Origin of the sequence: Devosia sp. (genome assembly GCF_028290435.1) — a bacterium.
Classification (GTDB): Bacteria; Pseudomonadota; Alphaproteobacteria; order Rhizobiales; family Devosiaceae; genus Devosia.
Map to the genome: position 1 here is coordinate 1 of NZ_JAQGJV010000065.1, position 18,839 is coordinate 18,839.

General features: G+C 62.0%; 16 protein-coding genes and 1 riboswitch. Of the genes, 7 read left to right on the top strand and 9 right to left on the bottom strand.

The window, feature by feature from the left end:
* Together JWP26_RS14490 and JWP26_RS14495 are read right to left on the bottom strand one after the other, a co-directional pair.
* On the bottom strand, positions 1 to 296 hold a 296-nt coding region (locus JWP26_RS14490; protein WP_299728994.1), incomplete at its 3' end, for a MocE family 2Fe-2S type ferredoxin.
* 100 nt (positions 297 to 396) lie between these two features.
* Positions 397 to 1,482, bottom strand: coding sequence for a fatty acid desaturase family protein (locus JWP26_RS14495; RefSeq protein ID WP_299729027.1), 1,086 nt, complete (start codon positions 1,480 to 1,482; stop codon positions 397 to 399).
* 143 nt (positions 1,483 to 1,625) lie between these two features.
* Here JWP26_RS14495 and JWP26_RS14500 point away from each other — a divergent pair, with 143 nt between their 5' ends.
* The 6 genes from JWP26_RS14500 to iolG all read left to right on the top strand — a co-directional run bounded on the left by JWP26_RS14500 (position 1,626) and on the right by iolG (position 8,647).
* Positions 1,626 to 2,654, top strand: coding sequence for a LacI family DNA-binding transcriptional regulator (locus JWP26_RS14500; protein ID WP_299728996.1), 1,029 nt, complete (start codon positions 1,626 to 1,628; stop codon positions 2,652 to 2,654).
* Positions 2,655 to 2,862: 208 nt separating this feature from the next.
* Positions 2,863 to 3,660 carry a TIM barrel protein gene (locus JWP26_RS14505; protein WP_299729030.1) on the top strand — a complete coding sequence of 266 codons (798 nt, stop codon included), beginning with the start codon at positions 2,863 to 2,865 and terminating at the stop codon, positions 3,658 to 3,660.
* Between the two features lie 81 nt (positions 3,661 to 3,741).
* Positions 3,742 to 4,683 (top strand): sugar ABC transporter substrate-binding protein, encoded by a 942-nt coding sequence (locus tag JWP26_RS14510; RefSeq protein WP_299728998.1) that lies wholly within the window; start codon positions 3,742 to 3,744, stop codon positions 4,681 to 4,683.
* An 82-nt stretch (positions 4,684 to 4,765) separates the two neighbouring features.
* Positions 4,766 to 6,304 carry a sugar ABC transporter ATP-binding protein gene (locus JWP26_RS14515; RefSeq protein WP_299729000.1) on the top strand — a complete coding sequence of 513 codons (1,539 nt, stop codon included), beginning with the start codon at positions 4,766 to 4,768 and terminating at the stop codon, positions 6,302 to 6,304.
* Between the two features lie 127 nt (positions 6,305 to 6,431).
* Positions 6,432 to 7,448: an ABC transporter permease gene (locus tag JWP26_RS14520; protein WP_299729003.1), complete on the top strand. Its 1,017-nt coding sequence runs from the start codon at positions 6,432 to 6,434 to the stop codon at positions 7,446 to 7,448.
* A 161-nt stretch (positions 7,449 to 7,609) separates the two neighbouring features.
* A complete protein-coding gene (gene iolG / locus JWP26_RS14525; protein WP_299729006.1) occupies positions 7,610 to 8,647 on the top strand; it encodes an inositol 2-dehydrogenase in 1,038 nt (345 codons plus the stop codon).
* 151 nt (positions 8,648 to 8,798) lie between these two features.
* On the opposite strand, the gene iolB is transcribed toward iolG, so the two are convergent.
* The 6 genes from iolB to JWP26_RS14555 all read right to left on the bottom strand — a co-directional run bounded on the left by iolB (position 8,799) and on the right by JWP26_RS14555 (position 15,868).
* On the bottom strand, positions 8,799 to 9,602 hold the full coding sequence (gene iolB, locus JWP26_RS14530; RefSeq protein ID WP_299729008.1) for a 5-deoxy-glucuronate isomerase: 804 nt from the start codon (positions 9,600 to 9,602) through the stop codon (positions 8,799 to 8,801).
* Positions 9,562 to 9,804, bottom strand: a complete 243-nt coding sequence (locus JWP26_RS14535; RefSeq protein ID WP_299729010.1) for a hypothetical protein — start codon at positions 9,802 to 9,804, stop codon at positions 9,562 to 9,564. Before JWP26_RS14535 ends, iolB begins: the two co-directional genes overlap by 41 nt.
* A 47-nt stretch (positions 9,805 to 9,851) precedes the next feature.
* Positions 9,852 to 10,769, bottom strand: coding sequence for a myo-inosose-2 dehydratase (gene iolE, locus JWP26_RS14540; RefSeq protein WP_299729013.1), 918 nt, complete (start codon positions 10,767 to 10,769; stop codon positions 9,852 to 9,854).
* 150 nt (positions 10,770 to 10,919) lie between these two features.
* Positions 10,920 to 12,767, bottom strand: coding sequence for a 3D-(3,5/4)-trihydroxycyclohexane-1,2-dione acylhydrolase (decyclizing) (gene iolD / locus JWP26_RS14545; RefSeq protein ID WP_299729015.1), 1,848 nt, complete (start codon positions 12,765 to 12,767; stop codon positions 10,920 to 10,922).
* A gap of 181 nt (positions 12,768 to 12,948) precedes the next feature.
* Positions 12,949 to 14,874, bottom strand: a complete 1,926-nt coding sequence (iolC, locus tag JWP26_RS14550; RefSeq protein WP_299729018.1) for a 5-dehydro-2-deoxygluconokinase — start codon at positions 14,872 to 14,874, stop codon at positions 12,949 to 12,951.
* A 151-nt stretch (positions 14,875 to 15,025) separates the two neighbouring features.
* Positions 15,026 to 15,868 (bottom strand): MurR/RpiR family transcriptional regulator, encoded by an 843-nt coding sequence (locus JWP26_RS14555; protein ID WP_299729033.1) that lies wholly within the window; start codon positions 15,866 to 15,868, stop codon positions 15,026 to 15,028.
* Between the two features lie 130 nt (positions 15,869 to 15,998).
* Between JWP26_RS14555 and JWP26_RS14560 the strand changes: the two genes are divergently transcribed.
* On the top strand, positions 15,999 to 17,114 hold the full coding sequence (locus JWP26_RS14560; protein ID WP_299729021.1) for a Gfo/Idh/MocA family oxidoreductase: 1,116 nt from the start codon (positions 15,999 to 16,001) through the stop codon (positions 17,112 to 17,114).
* On the opposite strand, the gene JWP26_RS14565 is transcribed toward JWP26_RS14560, so the two are convergent.
* Positions 17,111 to 18,094, bottom strand: coding sequence for a DMT family transporter (locus JWP26_RS14565; protein WP_299729024.1), 984 nt, complete (start codon positions 18,092 to 18,094; stop codon positions 17,111 to 17,113). The genes JWP26_RS14560 and JWP26_RS14565 overlap by 4 nt on opposite strands.
* Positions 18,095 to 18,191: 97 nt before the next feature.
* Positions 18,192 to 18,476, bottom strand: a riboswitch (FMN riboswitch).
* Between the last annotated feature and the right edge of the window lie 363 nt (positions 18,477 to 18,839).

The following is an 18,839-nucleotide window of genomic DNA, read 5'->3' on the forward strand; positions in this document are numbered from 1 at the left end:
ACCGCTCCGCCCTCGACCTTCACCCGATAGGTCCGCAAGTTCACACACACCGGCGCGCCCTTGGCCTCGCCTGTCTTGTAGTTGAACCGCCCATTATGCTTGGGGCATTCGATGATCTCATCTATCACCAGCCCGTCGGCCAGGCTGACATGCTCATGTGTGCACAGCCCGTCCGTGGCAAAGTACTCATCATCCGGGCTGCGATAGATCGCAAACACCCGTCCCGCATGGTCGAAGCGGATCACATCCTCTTCTTCCACATCATCGCTCCCACACGCCTCGACCCAATCAGCCATATTTTTGTCCTCGATATTCTACAGCCTTCATCGGCTCTATCGTCCCCTCCCCCTTGAGGGGAGGGCCAGGGTGGGGGAGCCATCCGCGGGGAGTGGAGACCTACTCCGCTGCCACCCCATCGCTATGCAATTCCTCCCGATACGGCTTCGCCGTCGCCGGCAATTCCCGCTTCAAGAAGTAGTCTTCATTGCGCAACTGCCGCAGGAACGCCGGCACCATCTCGCGATACCCGTCCAGCATCGACTTATTCGCTGCCGGCAGGTCATGCTTGACCATCTCGTGCAGCTTGGGCAGCGCGTGATACGGCACCATCGGGAACATGTGGTGCTCCACATGGTAGTTCATGTTCCAGTAAATGAACCGGCTCACCGGGTTCATCAGCACGCTGCGGCTATTGAGCCGATGGTCGGTCACATTGTCCGCCAGCCCGCCATGCTGCAGCAGCCCCGTCAGTACATGATGCCAGGCGCCATAAATCCGTGGCCCCCCGATAATCACCAGCAGCAGCCACGACCGCGTCAAAATCGCCGTCACGATCGTCACCGCATAGATCGCCGCCCAGATCCGCGCCACGCGCACCACCTTGGCCTGCTCCATCTCGGGGATAAACGTCTTCTCCTCGGCGCTAACGACGCCAGCGGCATTGCGCACCAGATCAATCATGGCGTGCCACACATCGAGCACGCCAAAGAAATTGAGCACTACTCGAACCAAATCGGGCGGCCGCATCACCGAGATCTCCGGGTCGCGACCGACGATCACCGTATCGGTATGGTGTCGCGCATGGCTCCAACGCCAGGTCACCGGATTGCGCATCATCATGAAGCAGGCGATCTGATAGACGACATCGTTCATCCACCGCGTCTTGAACGCCGTGCCATGCCCGCATTCATGCCAGCGCGAGTCGCCGCCCGAGCCGTAAAGCACGCCATAGGCGAGGAAAAACGGCACCGCGATCCACGATCCCCAGAACCAGATGCCCAGCCCCGCGAACACCACCATCGCGCCGATCCAGATTGCCGTGTCGCGCAGGGCAGGGCCGTCGGAGCGCTGCATCAAGGCCTTCATCGCCTTGCGCTCGACATCGGTGTGGTACCACTCGGCCGCCGCCAATCCATTGGCGACCGCCAGGGCGCTGTCCCGGCCGATCAGGTTGTAATCACGCTTGGTGGCTGCAATGGTTATGACGTCCTCCCGCCAGAAATCCAGCATGCTTGTTCAGAAATGGCTACTCCCACGCCCTTCCGGTGGCAATACAAGTATGATAGTTTCTATCATTGCTATCACTCAGCAGATTTAATGTTGATAGCTTCTAGCAGGACATCGCCATGGCCAGTCGCCCCACTGTCGCCGATATCGCCGCCGCCTGCGGCCTCAGCGTCGCCACTGTCGACCGCGTCCTCAACGCGCGCCTCCCGGTGCGCCAGGAGACCGCCGAACGCGTCTTCAAGGCCGCTGAGCAGATCGGCTATCACGGCACCGGCCTGATCCGCCGCCGCGTCGAGGCCAGCCTGCCGCATTACCGGCTGCACATCCTGCTGCAACGCCCCGACCAGCTGTTCTACGCCGATTTCGCCCGCGAACTGGAACGCGCGGCCCTCGCGCCCACCCAATTCCGCGTCACCGCAACCATCAGCTTCCTCGCCTCGCAAACGCCGTCCGAGATCGCCAATCGCCTGCGCGATGCCGCGCGCACCGCCCAAGTCATTGCCATGGTGGCCATCGATCACCCCGCCGTCACCGCCGCGGTCGCCGAAATCGAGGCCGGCGGCATACCGGTTTTCGCGCTCTTGTCCGATTTCGCCTCCGGCATCCGCCGCGGCTATATCGGCACCGACAACACCAAGGTCGGCCGCACCGCCGGCTGGCTCATCGCCCGCTCGGCCCATCCCGGCAAGGTAGCGATTTTCGTCGGTAGCCACCGCTTCCACGGCCACGAGCTGCGCGAAATCGGCTTTCGCTCCTACCTTCGCCAGTCCGCACCGCACCTGACAATCATCGATACCCTGGTGAACCTGGAAGACGTCAATCTCGCGCACGAAGCCACCTCCGACCTGCTGCGCCGTCATCCAGATCTAAGCGCGATCTATGTCGCGGGCGGTGGCATGGAAGGCGTCGTCGCGGCCCTGCGCGAAGAGAACATGTCCGGCCGCCTTGCGGTGGTCTGCAACGAGATCAACGCTTTCTCCCGCGCCGCACTCGCCGAAAATCTCATCACCGCGCTGACCGCCACCCCCGTTACCGCCATCGCCAATAGCCTGGTCACTCTGGCGGCCAGTGCACTGACCGCGCGGACCCCAGAATCGGGCGGCCAAACCTTCCTGCCATTCGAGATTTACGTCTCGGAAAATATCTAGGTCAGCACCACTGCACTGTTGCAACTGTTCCAGCACGGCCCCGGCATTTTCGATATTTTCAATCCATTTATGGAATGTATATTCCGCGTTGACAACAGAACAGAACCCGTGTTTCATTTGGGCCAAGCGGTGACCGGAGCATCCAGTCAGCGTCAGGGAGTTCGTTTCAGTGTCAGCCAATCCGCGCCCCAGCTTTGCCCTCAATCACATGGTCGCGCCGCAATTGGGCCTTGCCGATTTCTTCGCGCTGACCCGTTCCTTGGGTCTGTCCGGTGTCGAAATTCGCAACGATATTGCCGGCAACGCGATCCTCGATGGGACCACGGCCAGCGCTGTAAAATCCCTCGCAAGCCAAAATGATGTCTCCATCATTTCCATCAACGCGCTGCAAAAATTCAATCATTGGTCGCCCGAGCGCGCCAGCGAAGCCCAGGCCCTCGCCGACTACGCCGCCGCCTGCGGCTCCAAGGCTCTGGTCCTCGTCGCCGCCAATGACGGCACCGGGCTTGAACCCGATGTTCGCGTCAGCAACGCCGCCGAATCCCTCACCCATCTTGCCCCCATTCTGCGGCGGCGGGGATTAGTGGGATTAGTCGAATGCCTCGGCTTTGAGGTCTGCTCGCTGCGCTCCAAGCGCGAAGCAGTCGCAGCCATCGACGCGGCCAACGCGCGCGACGTGTTCAAGCTGACCCATGACACATTCCATCATCACCTGGCCGGGGAAGAGGACATCTTCCCGGAACTGACCGGCTTGATCCATATTTCCGGCGTCGACGACGCGAAAATTTCCGTCCGCGATATGCGCGACAGCCATCGGGTGCTGGTCGGCCCCAAGGATCGCCTCGGCAATCTCGAACAGATCGCGGCGCTCTATGCCGGCGGCTATTCCGGCCCGCTGTCCTTCGAGCCCTTTGCCGAGGAGTTGCGCACCCTTTCCGATCCGGCCACTGCCATCCGGCAGAGCATGGATTTCGTCGCTAACGGTCTGGCGGCCCGCGCCGCCTGACCCAATAAGAATTCCCGCAAAAACTGGGAAATTCCGGAAAACAGGGGCGCAACCGGACGCCCTCTCTGTGGAGGAGAAAACATGAAGAAGCTCGTATTGGCTACCGTCATCGCCAGCTTGATGAGCGGTTCGGCAATGGCTGCGACCGTCGGCGTCTCGATGGCAGCGTTCGACGACAACTTCCTGACCGTGCTGCGTAATGGCATGCAGGATTATTCCAAGACCCTCGACGGCGTCGAGTTGCAGGTCGAAGACGCCCAGGGCGACGTCTCCAAGCAGATGAGCCAGATTCAGAACTTCATCGCCTCGGGCGTCGATGCCATCATCGTCAATGCCGTCGATACCGACGCGACCGCCGCCATGTCGACCTTGGCTTCGGACGCTGGCATCCCGCTGGTTTACGTCAATCGCCAGCCGGTCAACCTCGATACTCTCCCGGCCAAGCAGGCTTTCGTCGCCTCCAACGAAGTGGATTCCGGCACGCTGGAGACCAAGGAAGTCTGCCGTCTGCTGACCGAAGCGGGCAAGAAGGAAGCCAATATCGTCGTCATGATGGGCGAACTGTCCAACCAGGCCGCCCGCCAGCGCACCCAGGACGTGCATGACGTGATCGCCACGCCGGAATGCTCCTTCATGAAGATCGCCGAAGAGCAGACCGCCAACTGGTCCCGCCAGCAGGGCGCCGATCTGATGACCAACTGGATGTCGGCCGGCCTCAAGTTCGATGCTGTCATCGCCAACAATGACGAAATGGCCATCGGCGCTATCCAGGCCCTCAAGGCCGGCGGCGTCGACATGAAGGACGTGATCGTGGCCGGCGTCGATGCCACCCAGGACGCTCTGGCCGCCCTACAGGCCGGCGATCTCGACGCCACCGTATTCCAGAACGCCGCTGGCCAGGGCAAGGGTGCGCTTGATGCCGCGCTCGCGCTTGCCAAGGGCGAAACGGTCGAGACCAAGGTCTACGTGCCGTTCGAGCTGGTCACCTCGGCCAATGTCGCTGACTACGCCGCAAAGAACTAAGCCTCAAATCACCCTTGGATGCGCCGCGTAAACGGCGCATCCTCCCATCAAATAGCCTGGAAACCGGGCAGGGGAGGCAGCGATGGTCAGTCCGCAGACAATGCGTGCCGTCCGCGAAAGCGGGGCGACGCCCCAATCCGAATTTCTTCTGGAAATATCGCACGCCCGCAAGGAATTCCCCGGCGTCGTGGCGCTCGATGACGTGTCGCTCCAGCTCAAGCGCGGCACCGTTCACGCGCTGATGGGCGAAAACGGCGCCGGCAAATCGACGTTGATGAAAATCATCGCCGGCATCTACACGCCCGACAGCGGCACTGTGCAGCTGCGCGGCAATGATATCCGCCTCAAGTCGCCGCTCGATGCGCTGGAAAACGGCATCGCCATGATCCATCAGGAACTCAACCTGATGCCCTTCATGACCGTGGCCGAAAACATCTGGATCCGGCGCGAGCCGTTGACCCGCTTCGGCTTCGTCGATCACCGCGAACTCAATCGCCGCACGGCCGAGCTGTTCGCCCGCCTCAATATCGATATCGATCCCGAAATTCAGGTCAGCTACCTCTCGGTGGCCAGCCGGCAGATGGTCGAAATCGCCAAGGCCGTGTCCTATGAGAGCGATGTGCTCATCATGGACGAGCCGACCTCGGCGCTGACCGAGACCGAGGTGGCGCACCTGTTCGCCATCATCCGCGACCTGCGCGCCCAGGGCAAAGGCATCGTCTACATCACTCACAAGATGAGCGAGCTCTTCGAGATCGCCGACGAAGTCTCAGTGTTCCGCGATGGCCGCTATATCGGTACTCACGCGGCCGCCGACGTCACCCGCGACCAGATCATCCGCGAGATGGTTGGCCGCGAAATCACCCAGATGTTCCCCAAGGAAGAGGTGGCCATCGGCAACGTGGTTCTCTCGGTCAAGAACCTGTCGCTCAAGGGCGTTTTCGACGACATCTCCTTCGATGTGCGCGCCGGCGAAATCCTCGGCATTGCCGGCCTCGTCGGCTCCGGCCGCTCCAACGTCGCCGAGACCATTTTCGGCGTGACGCCGGCCTCGTCGGGCACGATCTCCATCAATGGCGAGGTGGTCAACATCGCCACCCCGACCATCGCCATCCAGCACGGCATGGCCTTCATCACTGAGGACCGCAAGGAAACCGGGTGCCTGCTGGCGCTCGACATCCAGGAAAACATGCAACTGGCTGTGCTGCAGGACAAATATACCCGCTTCGGCTTCGTCGCCCAGGGCGAACTCTCGCGCACCTGCGAGGACATGGCCCAGAAGCTGCGTGTCAAGACGCCCAACCTGGCCGAACGCGTCGAAAACCTCTCCGGCGGCAATCAGCAAAAAGTGCTGATCGGGCGCTGGCTGCTGACCAATCCCAAAATCCTCATTCTCGATGAGCCCACCCGCGGCATCGATGTCGGCGCCAAGGCCGAAATCCACAAGCTGGTCACCCAGCTCGCCCATCAGGGCGTTGCGGTGGTGATGATCTCCTCCGAACTCCCCGAAGTGCTCGGCATGTCCGACCGCATCATGGTCATGCACCACGGCCGCGCCACTGGATTTTTAGACCGGTCGGAAGCCGACCAGGTCAAGATCATGGATTTGGCGGCACGATGAGCACGACGCACAAAGTGACAGCCTCTTGCTCACCTTGCCCCTCCGGGGAAAGGTCGGATCGCAACGCGATCCGGGGGAGGGGGCCTTTCTTCCTATCGAGCCTGCGCCAACCCGCGAGGACCCCATCATGACCACCACCTCAGACGCAATCGCGACGCCGCGCACCCGATCCAGAAAACTCCCGACCGAGCTGTCCATCCTGGCGGTCCTCATCGGCATTGCGCTGGTGTTCGAAATCCTCGGCTGGATTTTCATCAAGCAATCCTTCCTGATGAACCAGCAACGCTTGACCATCATGATCCTGCAGGTCTCGGTCGTCGGCATCATCGCCGTCGGCGTTACCCAGGTCATCATTACCGGCGGCATTGACCTGAGTTCCGGCTCCGTTGTCGGCATGACCGCCATGATCGCCGCCAGTTTCGCGCAGTCCGCCGATTGGGCCCGCCCGGTCTATCCAGCGCTGGTCGGCCTGCCGGTCATCATTCCATTGGTCATTGGGCTCGCCATCGGCAGCCTCGCCGGCGTGGTCAACGGGTCCCTGATTTCCTACACCAAGATTCCGCCTTTCATCGCCACCCTCGGCATGATGGTGTCGGCCCGTGGCGTCGCCAAATGGTACACCAAGGGCCAGCCGGTCTCCGGCCTCACCCCCGAGTTCAACTTCATCGGCTCGGGCATCTGGCCGGTCATCATCTTCCTCGGCGTCGCCGCCATCTTCCACATCGGCCTGCGCTACACCCGCTACGGCAAGTTCACCTATGCCATCGGCGCCAACCCCCAGGCTGCCCGCGTCTCCGGCATCAATATCGAGCGCCACCTGGTCAAGGTCTACGCCATCTCCGGCATGCTGGCGGGCCTCGCCGGCCTTGTCACCGCCGCCCGCGCCCAGACCGCACAGGCCGGCATGGGCGTCATGTACGAACTCGACGCCATCGCCGCGGCCGTCATCGGCGGCACTTCGCTGGCCGGCGGGCAGGGGCGTATCACCGGCACCGTCATCGGTACCATTATCCTGGGCACCATGACCTCGGGCTTCACGTTCCTCCGCGTCGACGCCTACTATCAGGAAATCATCAAAGGCATGATCATCGTCGCCGCGGTGGTCGCCGACCAATATCGCCAGCGCAAACGCAAGAAAGTCTAGCTGCCTTGCGTTGAGCCAATCACCATCACAACGTCATTCCCGCGCAAGCGGGAACCCATCGTTCTTTGCGTCAAAGAGTGGGTTCCCGCTTTCGCGGGAATGACGTCGTGGTTTACTAGAATTCCACCATGCGCTTCTGCGCTCACCTTCGGAGTCTCCCCATGACTGTTCGCTTCGGCCTTCTCGGTGCCGGCCGCATCGGCAAAGTCCACGCCAAGGCCATTTCGGCCAATCCCAATGCGCGCCTCGTCGCCGTTGCCGATGCCATGGAAAAGGCCGCCAGCGACCTGTCGACCCAGTATGGCTGCGAAATCCGCACCATCAACCAGATCCTGACCGCGACCGATATCGACGCCGTCGTCATCTGCACGCCCACCGATACCCATGCCGACCTGATCGAGCAGTTCACCAAGGCCGGCAAGGCCATCTTCTGCGAGAAGCCGATCGATCTCGACGTCGAGCGCGTCAAGGCCTGCCTCAAGGTCGTAGACGCTGCCGGCGGCACCCTCATGGTCGGGTTCAACCGCCGCTTCGATCCCCATTTCATGGCCGTCAAATCGGTCATCGACAAAGGCGAAATCGGCGCCGTGGAAATGGTCCAGATCACCTCGCGCGACCCCGGCGCTCCCCCAGTCGACTACATCAATCGTTCCGGCGGCATCTTCCGCGACATGACCATCCATGATTTCGACATGGCCCGCTTCCTGCTCGGCGAAGAGATCGACACCGTCACTGCCTACGCCTCCAACCTGGTCGACAAAGCCATCGGCGCCGCCGGCGATTATGACAGCGTCAGCGTCATCCTCACCACCGCCACCGGCAAGCACGCCACCATCTCCAACTCGCGTCGCGCCACCTATGGCTACGACCAGCGCATCGAGGTCCACGGCTCCAAGGGCGCCGTCTCGGCCGAAAACCAGCGCCCGGTCTCCATCGAAGTCGCCAATGCTTCCGGCTACACCCGCCCGCCTTTGCACGACTTCTTCATGACCCGCTACACCGAAGCCTATGCCAACGAAATCAGCGCCTTCGTCGATGCCGTTGAATCAAAATCTCCGGCTCACCCGAGCGGTCTCGACGGCCTGATCGCGCTGGCATTGGCCGATGCGGCGCTGAAATCTGTGGCCGAGAAGCGCGCGGTGAAGGTGAGCGAAGTCACCGGCGTGCTGGCGGACAAGAGCACCTTCCAGGGCCGTTAGGGGCAGATCCTTAGCTCATCTCACCCCACCACCTCCTTTCCCCAGACTTGATCCGGGGGCCGCTGTGAACACGGCGCAAGCGTGGAGAGATCCGCGGATCAAGTCCGCGGGAAGGGCGGTGGGTGGGGAGAGCTTGAGTAGGGGCGGGCCCCTACTTCAACAGCCACTCATGCTCGACCGCATTGTGGAATTTCCACGTCCGCACCGGCCCGGCCATGACGTTGAGATAATACAAATCATACCCCGCCGTCGTCGCCACCGGGTGATACCCCTTGGGCACCAGCGTCACGTCGCCGTCCTCGATCACCAGGGCTTCGTCGAGGCTTCGGTCATCGGTATAAACCCGCTGCATGGCAAAGCCCTGCGGTGGGTTGAGCCGGTGGAAATACGTCTCCTCCAGAAAGCTTTCTTCCGGCAGGTTGTCGGTATCGTGCTTGTGCGGCGGATAGGACGACGTATTGCCGCCCGGCGTGATCACCTCGACCACCAGCAGCGAATGGGCCGGATCGGTTTCCGGCAGGATATTGGTGACATGACGCACATTGGCGCCCTTGCCCCGCACGATCTGCGGATTGGTGCCCGGCGCAATGACCCGCGCCAGATAGGTCCCGCGCTGACCCGGCGCCGAACACACCGCCAGCTCCAGCTCGGTCGTGGCCGCCGCCGCCCAGTTGCTCCCCGCCGGCACATAGACCGCATAGGGCTCGCCCTCGAATGGCGTCATGCGCTCCCCGAGTTCACCCAAATCCTTGCCGTCGACCGTAATTTTCGCCTTGCCGCTGACCAGCACCAGGCACACTTCATCGCTGCCGGTTTCCGCGCCCACGGCCTCGCCGGTGCCAAGCTTGTGCAGGGCAAAACCCACATAGGTCCAGCGCGCGCTATTCGGCGTTATCGAGTGGACCTTGCCGGTCTTACCCTTGGGGCGGACTCGGAGGTTGGGTGTCGTTGCCATCGTTCGGCTCTTCCTTGGGAAAGGTTATAAAGAAGCTGTAGATCGAGAACAGCAGCGCCGCGCCGACGAGCACGCCCCAGAACGGCTCCCGGTTCCAGATCCATTCCCACGCGCACCACACCGCCAGAAACGCGGTTACGGCGTAGCGCCGCCAGACGGGGCGAAACCAGCTTACGTCATTAGGCTTCAGCAGCACGGCCATTCTCCAGAACCATTGGGCGATGGTCTAGCACATCGGGACGCCAAAACTCACCCCTTTGGGAAGCCCTGCGTCTCAACAGTATATCCCGCCGCCGTCATCACGCGCATAAGCTCGGCGTGGCCGACCTGCGCCATGCGCAGCGGCGGATTTGCGACCGGATCCTGCTCTGCTTCGACCACGAACCACCCTTCATAGCCATAATCGGCGAATTTCTGCACGATGGCGCCGAAATCCAGCGACCCATCGCCCGGCACGGTGAATGCGCCTAGCGCCACCGCATCGAGGAATGATTGCCTGGTGCGGTCCAGCCCGTTGATCACATCCATGCGCACGTCTTTGACATGCACGTGGCTGATGCGCTGGTGATGATTGTCGATGGCCCGCAACACGTCGCCGCCGGCAAACGCCAGGTGGCCCGCGTCGAGCAGCAGCGGAATGCCCGCGCCAGAATACTTCATGAAAGCATCGAGTTCGGGCTCGGTCTCGACCACGGCCGCCATATGATGGTGGTAGCTCAGCGGCATGCCCTGCGCAGCGCACCACTCGCCAAATTCGGTGACCTTGTAGGCATAGGCCTTCATGTCGTCGACGCTCAGCTTCGGCTTGGTGGCCAGTGGCTTGGAGCGATCGCCTTGGACCGAACGGCCGACTTCGCCATAGACGATGCAGGGCGCATCGACTGCCTTGAACAGTTCGATCATCGGCGCAATACGCGTCTTGTTGGATGCCAGGTCTTCATCGACCAGCGTGCCGGAAAACCAGCCACCACAAAGGGTCACATCGGCCGCCCGCAAAATGGGCAGCATGACCTCGGGATCCTCGGGAAACCGACGGCCCTTTTCCATGCCGGTGAACCCTGCCGACCGCGACTGCCGTAGGCATTCTTCCAGCGACACGTCATCGCTCAGTTCCACCAGATCGTCGTTCCACCACGCGATGGGCGACATGCCGAGTTTGGCTTTCAATTTATGCTCCAGATGCTCAACGCTAAACCGAACCCCCTCCTAACCTCCCCCTGGTTGGGGGAGGAACAGAACTGGGGCTGCTACAAATCTTGGGAAACCACCGCGCCGTTCCTCCCCCTACCAGGGGGAGGTTAGTGGGGGTATTCCGATTTATCCCACCCGCTGCCCCTTCAGCGCCGTCACATAAGCCTCCCGCGCCGCATTCACCTGCGGCCGATCGCTCACCTCCGGCACCGCCACATCCCACCAATGCCCACCTTCGTCGGTGGTAATCAGCGGATCGGTATCGATCACGATCACCGTCGTCCGGTCCGTCCCCTCGGTCTCCTGCAACGCCGTTTCCAGCTCCCCGATCGAGCCAACCTTGCGCGAAACCGCCCCCATCGACGCAGCATGCGCGGCAAAATCGATTCCCGGCAGAGTGACATGGTGGGTGTCCTTCAACAGATTGTTGAAGTTGGCTCCGCCAGTCGCCATTTGCAGCCGGTTGATGCAGCCATAGCCCGCATTGTCGAGCACCACGATAGTCAGCTTGGCCCCCAGCATGATCGAGGAGGCAATTTCCGAGTTCAGCATCATGTAGCTGCCATCGCCCACCATGACGACCACGTCGTCTTCGGGGCGTGCCAGCTTGACGCCGAGCCCGCCGGCAATCTCGTAGCCCATAGTCGAAAAACCATATTCCATATGGTAGCTGCCGGGCCCATGCGCCTTCCACAGCTTGTGCAATTCCCCCGGCAGGCCGCCAGCGGCGCAAACCAGCGTCGCACTCTCGCGCGCCCGCTGCACCGCGCCGATGACCTGCGCATCGGAGGGCAATTCGGCATTGGTGGTGGCGGTCGCCCGGTCGGCTGCAGTGAGCCACTTGTCCTTGCCGGCTCTGGCAGTATCAGTCCAGGCCGGATCGGCCTGCCAGCCGGTCAGCGCCGAGTTGAGTGCCTCAAGGCCCGCACGCGCGTCCGCTACCAAGGGCAGGGCGCGATGCTTCTGCGCATCGAAGGGCTGCACATTGAGGCCAATGATCTTGAGATCGTCATTCTTGAACAGCGCCCACGAGCCCGTGGTGAAATCCTGCAGCCGCGTGCCGATGGCGAGAACGACGTCTGCCTGCTCTGCCAAGTCATTGGACGCCGAAGTCCCGGTTACACCGACCGAGCCCATATTGAGCGGATGATCATGCGGCAGGCTCGATTTGCCGGCCTGGGTTTCCAGCACAGGCACACCATAGCGCTCCGCAAAATTGCGCAGCGCCGACGAAGCCTCCGAGTACAACACGCCGCCGCCGGCGATGATCACCGGCTTTTTGGCATGCAGCAGCGCCGTGGCGGCGTCAGCGAACTCATCGGCGTCCGGCATGATGCGACGAACGCCCCAAACCTTCTCGGCAAAAAAGCTCTCGGGATAATCGTAGGCCTCCGCCTGCACATCCTGGCACAGCGACAGCGTCACCGGCCCGCATTCCGCGGGGTCGGTCAGCACCTGCATTGCGCGGCGCAGGGCAGGGATAATCTGCTCCGGCCGGGTAATCCGATCGAAATACCGGCTGACCGGCTTGAAGCAGTCATTGACCGTCGCCGTGCCGTCGCCAAAATCTTCCATCTGCTGCAGCACCGGGTCGGGCAGCCGATTGGCGAACACATCGCCGGGCAGCAGCAATACCGGTAGCCGGTTCACATGCGCCAGTGCCGCCGCCGTCACCATGTTCAACGCGCCCGGCCCGATCGAAGTCGTGCAAGCCATGAAACGGCGACGGAAACTGGCCTTGGCGAAGGCTATTGCGGCATGGGCCATGCCCTGCTCGTTCTGGGCACGATAGGTGGGCAGCGTATCCTTGATGCCGTAAAGCGCCTCGCCAACACCCGCCACATTGCCGTGTCCGAAGATCGCGAACACGCCGCCGAAGATCGGCACGGTCTCGCCGTCGATCACGGTCTTCTGCATGGTCAGAAAGCGGGCCACGGCCTGCGCCATCGTTAGTCGGATCGTGTTCTGGCTCATTGCCGGTGTTCCTCAATGTCTTGTCGGTGTCCAACAGACACCCTCATCCGGCGCTTCGCGCCACCTTCTCCCCGATGGGGAGAAGAAAAGAAATGCGCTGCACCATCAAGATTCCTCTCCCCGTCGGGGCGAGGGTGGCCGAGCGCAGCGGAGGCCGGGTGAGGGCGCTCCTATCAGCCGGCTAAGCCGCCTGCTCTTCCCCCAGCCGCTCCCAAATCCGCACCAGCGCGCCGAACCGCGCCGCCATATCCGCAACCGCTTCTTCGTCGCTGATCGTGCCAACCAGCCACTTCTTGGCCGCCTCGGCAAAAATCGTTCGGCCCACGGCAAATCCCCTGACCGTTCGCGACGAACGCGCCGCCGCGAACCCCGCTTCCAGCACCTCCTGTGGTGCTTCCAGCCCCAGCAGAACCACGCCCCGGCAAAACGGGTCACGCGCTTCTATCACCGCATCCACCGCGGCCCAAGCTGCCCGGTCGGCCTGCGGCTCAAGCTTCCACCAGTCGGGCCGCAGGCCGGCGTCGTACAGTTCGGTCAGCGCGCGCGCCGTGGTGTCGGACTTAAGCTCGCCATGCTTGCTGGCGATGATTTCGATCAGGATATCGCGGCCAATTTTACGCGCGGCATCATGGGCCGCCTGCAACTTGTCGATCTGCTCGGCCTTGAGCGCTGCGGGATCGTCCGGGTGGAAGAAGCACAGCACTTTGAGGCAATGCTCGACTGGCCAATCGAGCAGGCGCCCACCAAGGTCTTGGGTGAATTCGAAACGCAGCGGGCGCGAGCCGGGGAGTTCGACCGGGCGGGCCAGCCAGAAGCCCTTGGCCTCGGCCGCGAACAGCGCCTTGCGGCCGTGCTTGTCGTCGAGCAGCATGCCAAAACCGGGCCTGCCATTGGCGACCCGGGCCGCGGCCTCCACGGCCAGCACCTTGAACGCGGCAATGGAGTCTTCCTTGGCGCCCGGCATGTCTTCGAGCTGACTGCGATGATCGATGGCCAGCGCCATGAGTGTCGGCCACTGCCGGCGGCGGGTGGTGGCCCAATGGATGTGGTTGAGATTGTCATCGTTGCGCAGGGCGCGCTTTGGGCTGCCTTTGGCGAGGAAGCTCGCGAGTTCCGTCCAGCTTGGATATTCCGGCGAACACATCAGGCGCGACACTGCGAAAGCGCCGCAGGCATTGGCCCAGGTCGCTGATGTCTTGAGGTCCTCGCCCTTAAGCCAGCCGCGCAGGAGACCTGACATGAAAGCGTCGCCGGCGCCCAATACGTTATAGACCTCAATGGGGAAACCCGCGCCGACAATGCCGTCTTCCAGATCGTCGGGGATGGCGCCGTCATAAATGATGCAACCCATGGCGCCGCGCTTGAGCACGATCGTCGCTGCGGTCAGTGAGCGAATGGTCTTGAGTGCCGCCAGCAGGTTGGCCTCGCCCGAAGCGATCAGCACCTCTTCCTCGGTGCCAACAACGAGGTCGCAGTCGGGCAGCACTGACTTGTACTTCAGCGACACATAGTCCGACGCGACATAGCGCTCAAACCCTGCCTCATGGCCTCCCAGTCCCCACAGATTGGGGCGATAGTCGATATCGAAGACAATCTTGCCGCCATGCGCCTTGGCGATGCGAATGGCCTTCTTCTGTGCCGCCTCACTATTGGGGCGCGAGAAATGCGTGCCTGTCACCACGATGGCCCTGGCCGAGGCGATGTGCGCCTCCTCGATATCGTCCTCCGACAGCGCCATGTCGGCGCAATCGGTGCGATAGAAGATCATCGGGGAAACGCCTTCGGCTTCGACGGACAGCAGGACCAACGCCGTCAGCCGCTCCTTGTCGGTCGCTATGCCGGCGGTGTTGACGCCTTCCCGCCCCAGCTGCTCGCGAATGAAGCGGCCCATCTGCTCATTGCCAACGCGGGTGATCAGCGCCGATTTCAGACCCAACCTGGCCGTGCCGATGGCAATATTGGCCGGGCAGCCACCGACGGATTTGGCGAAGCTACCGACATCTTCCAGCCGTGTGCCGATCTGCTGGCCATAGAGATCGACCGAGGAACGGCCGATGGTGATGACGTCGAGCAATTTCGTCCCGTTGCTGGGCTGCGCGTTCGTCATTCAAGTCCTCCCGATTGGCGCCGGTGCTTTAGCAAGAAATCCAGCATGCTGGGTTTTCGCACCTCTGATTATGAAACATCAGTTCTGGAAATTCGTCAACATAGAATGTACATTCCAAATGGATATGTGGCATTCCATTTAGGGGTGTTCATCAGCCGCGACGCCGTTTTTCGGCAATGCTCACCGTCAACGCCATGGCAAAGGCCATGCTGGCCGAAAGCGAGCGGAAACCAGCGTGATCGGCCTCCACCACCTCGAACCATTCCTTGGAGCATTCCGCCAATGGCGAAAACGCCGAATCGGTGAGCGAAACCACGTTGATCCCGCGCGCCGCCATGTTACGCGCCTGCACCGCGCTTTCTGACGCATAGGGTGAAAAGCTGATGGCGAAGGCAGCGTCGCGCGGACCGGCCATGGCCAGCAGATCGTCATCGATCCCGGCGGCTGTGCCTACTAGCTGGCAGCGCACCTTCAGCTTGCCAAAGGCATAGGCCATGTAGCTGCTGATGGGGTAGGAGCGGCGCTTGGCGATCAGGTAGATGGTCTCGGCAGCAGCCAGGATATCTACCGCACGCTCGAACGCTGCGGGATCGACGGCAGCCGTCAAGGTATCGATCGATCGGTGCGCTGCTGCCGTGAAGCCATTGAAAATATTGGTACTTTCCGCCAGAGCCTGACCATCTTGCTCCAGCGTGCGCAGCCGGTCCTCATAGGATGAGGTGCGTTCGCGTAGCCGCGCCCGGAACAGCAATTGCAGGCCCGAGAAGCCCTCGAAGCCGAAATGCTGCGCGAACCGCACCAGCGTCGACGGCTGCACATTGGCGGAAATGGCAATGCTGGCGGCGGTGCCGAAGGCGATTTCGTCGGGATGATCCAGCGCATAGGCGGCCACCTGGGTCAGCCGCTTCGGCAACTCGCCCTTGCGCTCCAGGATGACGCTGCGCAGCGCATCGAAATCCTGTGGCGGGCTCACTTTAGCGACGGTTTCGGTCATGTCGGGCCTGCCGTAAGGAAGCGATACTGTCATAATCCTCAATCCAGCCATTCAATCAAGAGCCCAGCAGAAAGCATATTCCGTTTTTGGAATAAGCGGCATAAGTGTTTCATAACTGCGGGAGGATGGAATGAAATCGACTTTGGGCATCGGCCTGATCGGCACCGGCTATATGGGAAAATGCCATGCTCTGGCGTGGACTAGCGTGCATGCGGTGTTCGGAGACGGGCCCACGCCACGTCTTGTACACCTTGCCGAAGTGAATGGGGATATCGCGAACAAGAAGGCCGCGGAGTTCGGCTTCGCCAAGGCGACTGGCAATTGGCGCGACCTGATCGCCGATCCCGAGGTCGATGTGGTCTCGGTCACCACTCCCAATGCCTTCCACGCCGAAATGGCGATTGCGGCACTGGAAGCGGGCAAGCACGTCTGGTGCGAAAAGCCGATGGCGGTGGCGCTGGCCGATGCCGAACGGATGGCTGCGGCCGCCAAAAAGTCCGGGAAAATGGCAGTGCTCGGCTACAATTACATCCAGAACCCGTTGATCCGACATATCGAAACGCTGCTGGCGGAAGGTGCCATCGGCACCGTCAACCATGTCCGCCTGGAGATGGACGAGGACTTCATGGCCGACCCGGAGGCGCTGTTCTACTGGAAGAGCGAGGCCAGTTCCGGGTATGGCGCGCTGGACGATTTCGGCGTTCACCCCCTTAGTCTTCTGCTTAAACTGTTTGGTCCGGTTTCCCGGGTTTTCGCTAACCTTTCAAAACCCTACCAGGATCGCCCGACTCAATCTGGGAGCCGCAGGGCAGTAGAGACATTCGATATCGCCAGCATACTCTTTGAAATCGGGACGGGGATATCTGGCGTCATGGCGCTGGATCGCTCGGCCTGGGGCCGCAAGGGGCGGATCGCGCTGCAAATTTTCGGCTCCAAGGGGACGATCGTCTACGATCAGGAGCGGATGAACGAGTTGCAGCTCTATACGGTCAGCGATCGGCCGACGGAGCAAGGATTCCGCACTATTCTCAGCGCGCCCCATCACGCGCCCTATGACCGGTTCATTCCGGCGCCGGGGCATGGGCTGGGCTTCAACGACCTCAAGATCATCGAATGCCATGAACTGCTCAATACCATCGAAGGCAAGCCGGCCCGCATCATCGACTTTGACGCGGGCCTCGTGATCGAACGCACAGTCCATGCCATGGCGCAATCGCACCATGACAAGGGTTGGGTCAGCCTTTAGGCGGTCTGCGCGGTCCGGCTGGGCCGATCCTTCTGCGCTTCCTGATGGAAGATATAGGCAGAGGCGGCGATGATCAGGGCGGCGCCGAGCCAGAACCACGGCGTCGGCACCTGGCCGAGCAGCACCCAGCCGAGCAGGGCGGTCAGCGGCACCTTGAGGTCGCCGAAGGGCTGCAGATAGGTGGCGTCCGCCACCTTGTAGGCGAGGCTCAGCAGGTACTGGGCGGCTGCCGTCAGGAAGCCGAGCAGGACGACCAAGCCAAGACCCAGACCGCTCGGGAGCTGGAACGGGAAGCCGGTGGCGAGGCCCTGTGGAACCAGGCTTGGCACCAGCCAGGCGGCCAGGGTCGCGACCAGCAGGATCAGCAGGTGATTGGGCGTCACCAGCACCAGCAGCGAAATCGTCAGCGTCTCGGGGCTTTCTTCGCGCGAGAGATACTTGGTCAGCACGTCAGTGGTTGCCCACAACGCCGCGGCCACGATGGGCACTAGCGTGGTCAGAGAGAAGCCTTCGGAGCCGATACCCGAAACGATCAGTGCTCCGGCAAAGGCGACGAACGCGGCGATCAGGCGGGTGACGGTGACGCGCTCGCCCAGGAACAGGGTGGAGCCGGCAATGATAAACAGCGGGCCGGTGGCCAGCAGCGTCACCATCTGCCAGACGGGTACGCCCGAGGCGAAGCCATAGACGAAGACGTGGACGCCAAGGGCGGAAACGAAGGCACGAATTTCGTGGATCGCGGGGTGCCTCGTGCGCAGCTTGCCGATGCCGATGCGCATGATCAGCGGCAGGGCGAACACGGTGGCGATCAGGTATTGCCAAAAGGCCATGCCGGTCGATGCCATGCCGAAACCGCCGTATTCGGTGGGGGTCGGCAGCACGGACTGCAGGATATTGGTGCCGGCAAAGGCGAGGCTGGAGATAATAACGAAGGCGGCGCCAAGCACGGCGCCATTCGGGGAGGAGGAAACCTGGTTCATGATAGTCCTTTCCGTAACCAGCTTCCTCAGGGTTACGGGAAAAGACAAAGCGGCGGTGCGGCGACGGTTTCCCGCCAGCGCCCAAGGCTGGATCCAGACCCGTTCTCTATCATCCGGACTATACCGTTGGCCCCGGAATCACACCGGATCTGCTGACCCCCACTTGGAACCCATTTGCAATTCTACTGTGTCGGCCAACTGACGGCGTTTTCTACGCTTCCGTTGCTCACGTACCGATGTACGCTCCGCTCCGGTTCTCGAAAACACCGCCATTTGACTCGCCACAGCGAATTTCAAACGGCTTCCACCCGTGGGGCGCTCGCGGGCTTCGGGTCTCCCCGTTACCGCCAGTGGGGAATTGCACCCCGCCCTGAGAACGTATTGCCGACGATTTGTCGCCGACAGGCTGGAAGATAGGGCGTGCGATCGGTGCGCGCAATAAGACACACGGCTGATACTGTGCGCAGTTCGCGAACGCCGGGAAATGATTTGCTCGTTTCGGACGTGTTGAAGCGCCGCGCGGGACTGCCGTGCGGTTGAGGAAGACTGCGGCATGCGGCGAGACGTGCCTCATGGTAATTTGTAGTAGCGAGACAGCGCCTCGCCGCATGCGATGGGGTTTCTGGCCGCCGAACGTGGTCTCCATTATTTCAGGAGACGAACGTCGCGCTGGCCCAGGGATCGCGCGACCGCATTCCCCTCCCACCAAACTCCCCACGGCCGTTCGTCGCGAACCCGCAGCCAT

What these genes read in the sequence shown, in the direction of transcription:
- JWP26_RS14500 (WP_299728996.1), top strand. Translation starts at nt 1,626, where the DNA reads ATGGCCAGTCGCCCCACTGTCGCCGATATCGCCGCCGCCTGCGGCCTC.
- JWP26_RS14505 (WP_299729030.1), top strand. Translation starts at nt 2,863, where the DNA reads ATGGTCGCGCCGCAATTGGGCCTTGCCGATTTCTTCGCGCTGACCCGT.
- JWP26_RS14510 (WP_299728998.1), top strand. Translation starts at nt 3,742, where the DNA reads ATGAAGAAGCTCGTATTGGCTACCGTCATCGCCAGCTTGATGAGCGGT.
- JWP26_RS14515 (WP_299729000.1), top strand. Translation starts at nt 4,766, where the DNA reads ATGGTCAGTCCGCAGACAATGCGTGCCGTCCGCGAAAGCGGGGCGACG.
- JWP26_RS14520 (WP_299729003.1), top strand. Translation starts at nt 6,432, where the DNA reads ATGACCACCACCTCAGACGCAATCGCGACGCCGCGCACCCGATCCAGA.
- iolG (WP_299729006.1), top strand. Translation starts at nt 7,610, where the DNA reads ATGACTGTTCGCTTCGGCCTTCTCGGTGCCGGCCGCATCGGCAAAGTC.
- iolB (WP_299729008.1), bottom strand. Translation starts at nt 9,602, where the DNA reads ATGGCAACGACACCCAACCTCCGAGTCCGCCCCAAGGGTAAGACCGGC.
- JWP26_RS14535 (WP_299729010.1), bottom strand. Translation starts at nt 9,804, where the DNA reads ATGGCCGTGCTGCTGAAGCCTAATGACGTAAGCTGGTTTCGCCCCGTC.
- iolD (WP_299729015.1), bottom strand. Translation starts at nt 12,767, where the DNA reads ATGAGCCAGAACACGATCCGACTAACGATGGCGCAGGCCGTGGCCCGC.
- iolC (WP_299729018.1), bottom strand. Translation starts at nt 14,874, where the DNA reads ATGACGAACGCGCAGCCCAGCAACGGGACGAAATTGCTCGACGTCATC.
- JWP26_RS14555 (WP_299729033.1), bottom strand. Translation starts at nt 15,868, where the DNA reads ATGACCGAAACCGTCGCTAAAGTGAGCCCGCCACAGGATTTCGATGCG.
- JWP26_RS14560 (WP_299729021.1), top strand. Translation starts at nt 15,999, where the DNA reads ATGAAATCGACTTTGGGCATCGGCCTGATCGGCACCGGCTATATGGGA.
- JWP26_RS14565 (WP_299729024.1), bottom strand. Translation starts at nt 18,094, where the DNA reads ATGAACCAGGTTTCCTCCTCCCCGAATGGCGCCGTGCTTGGCGCCGCC.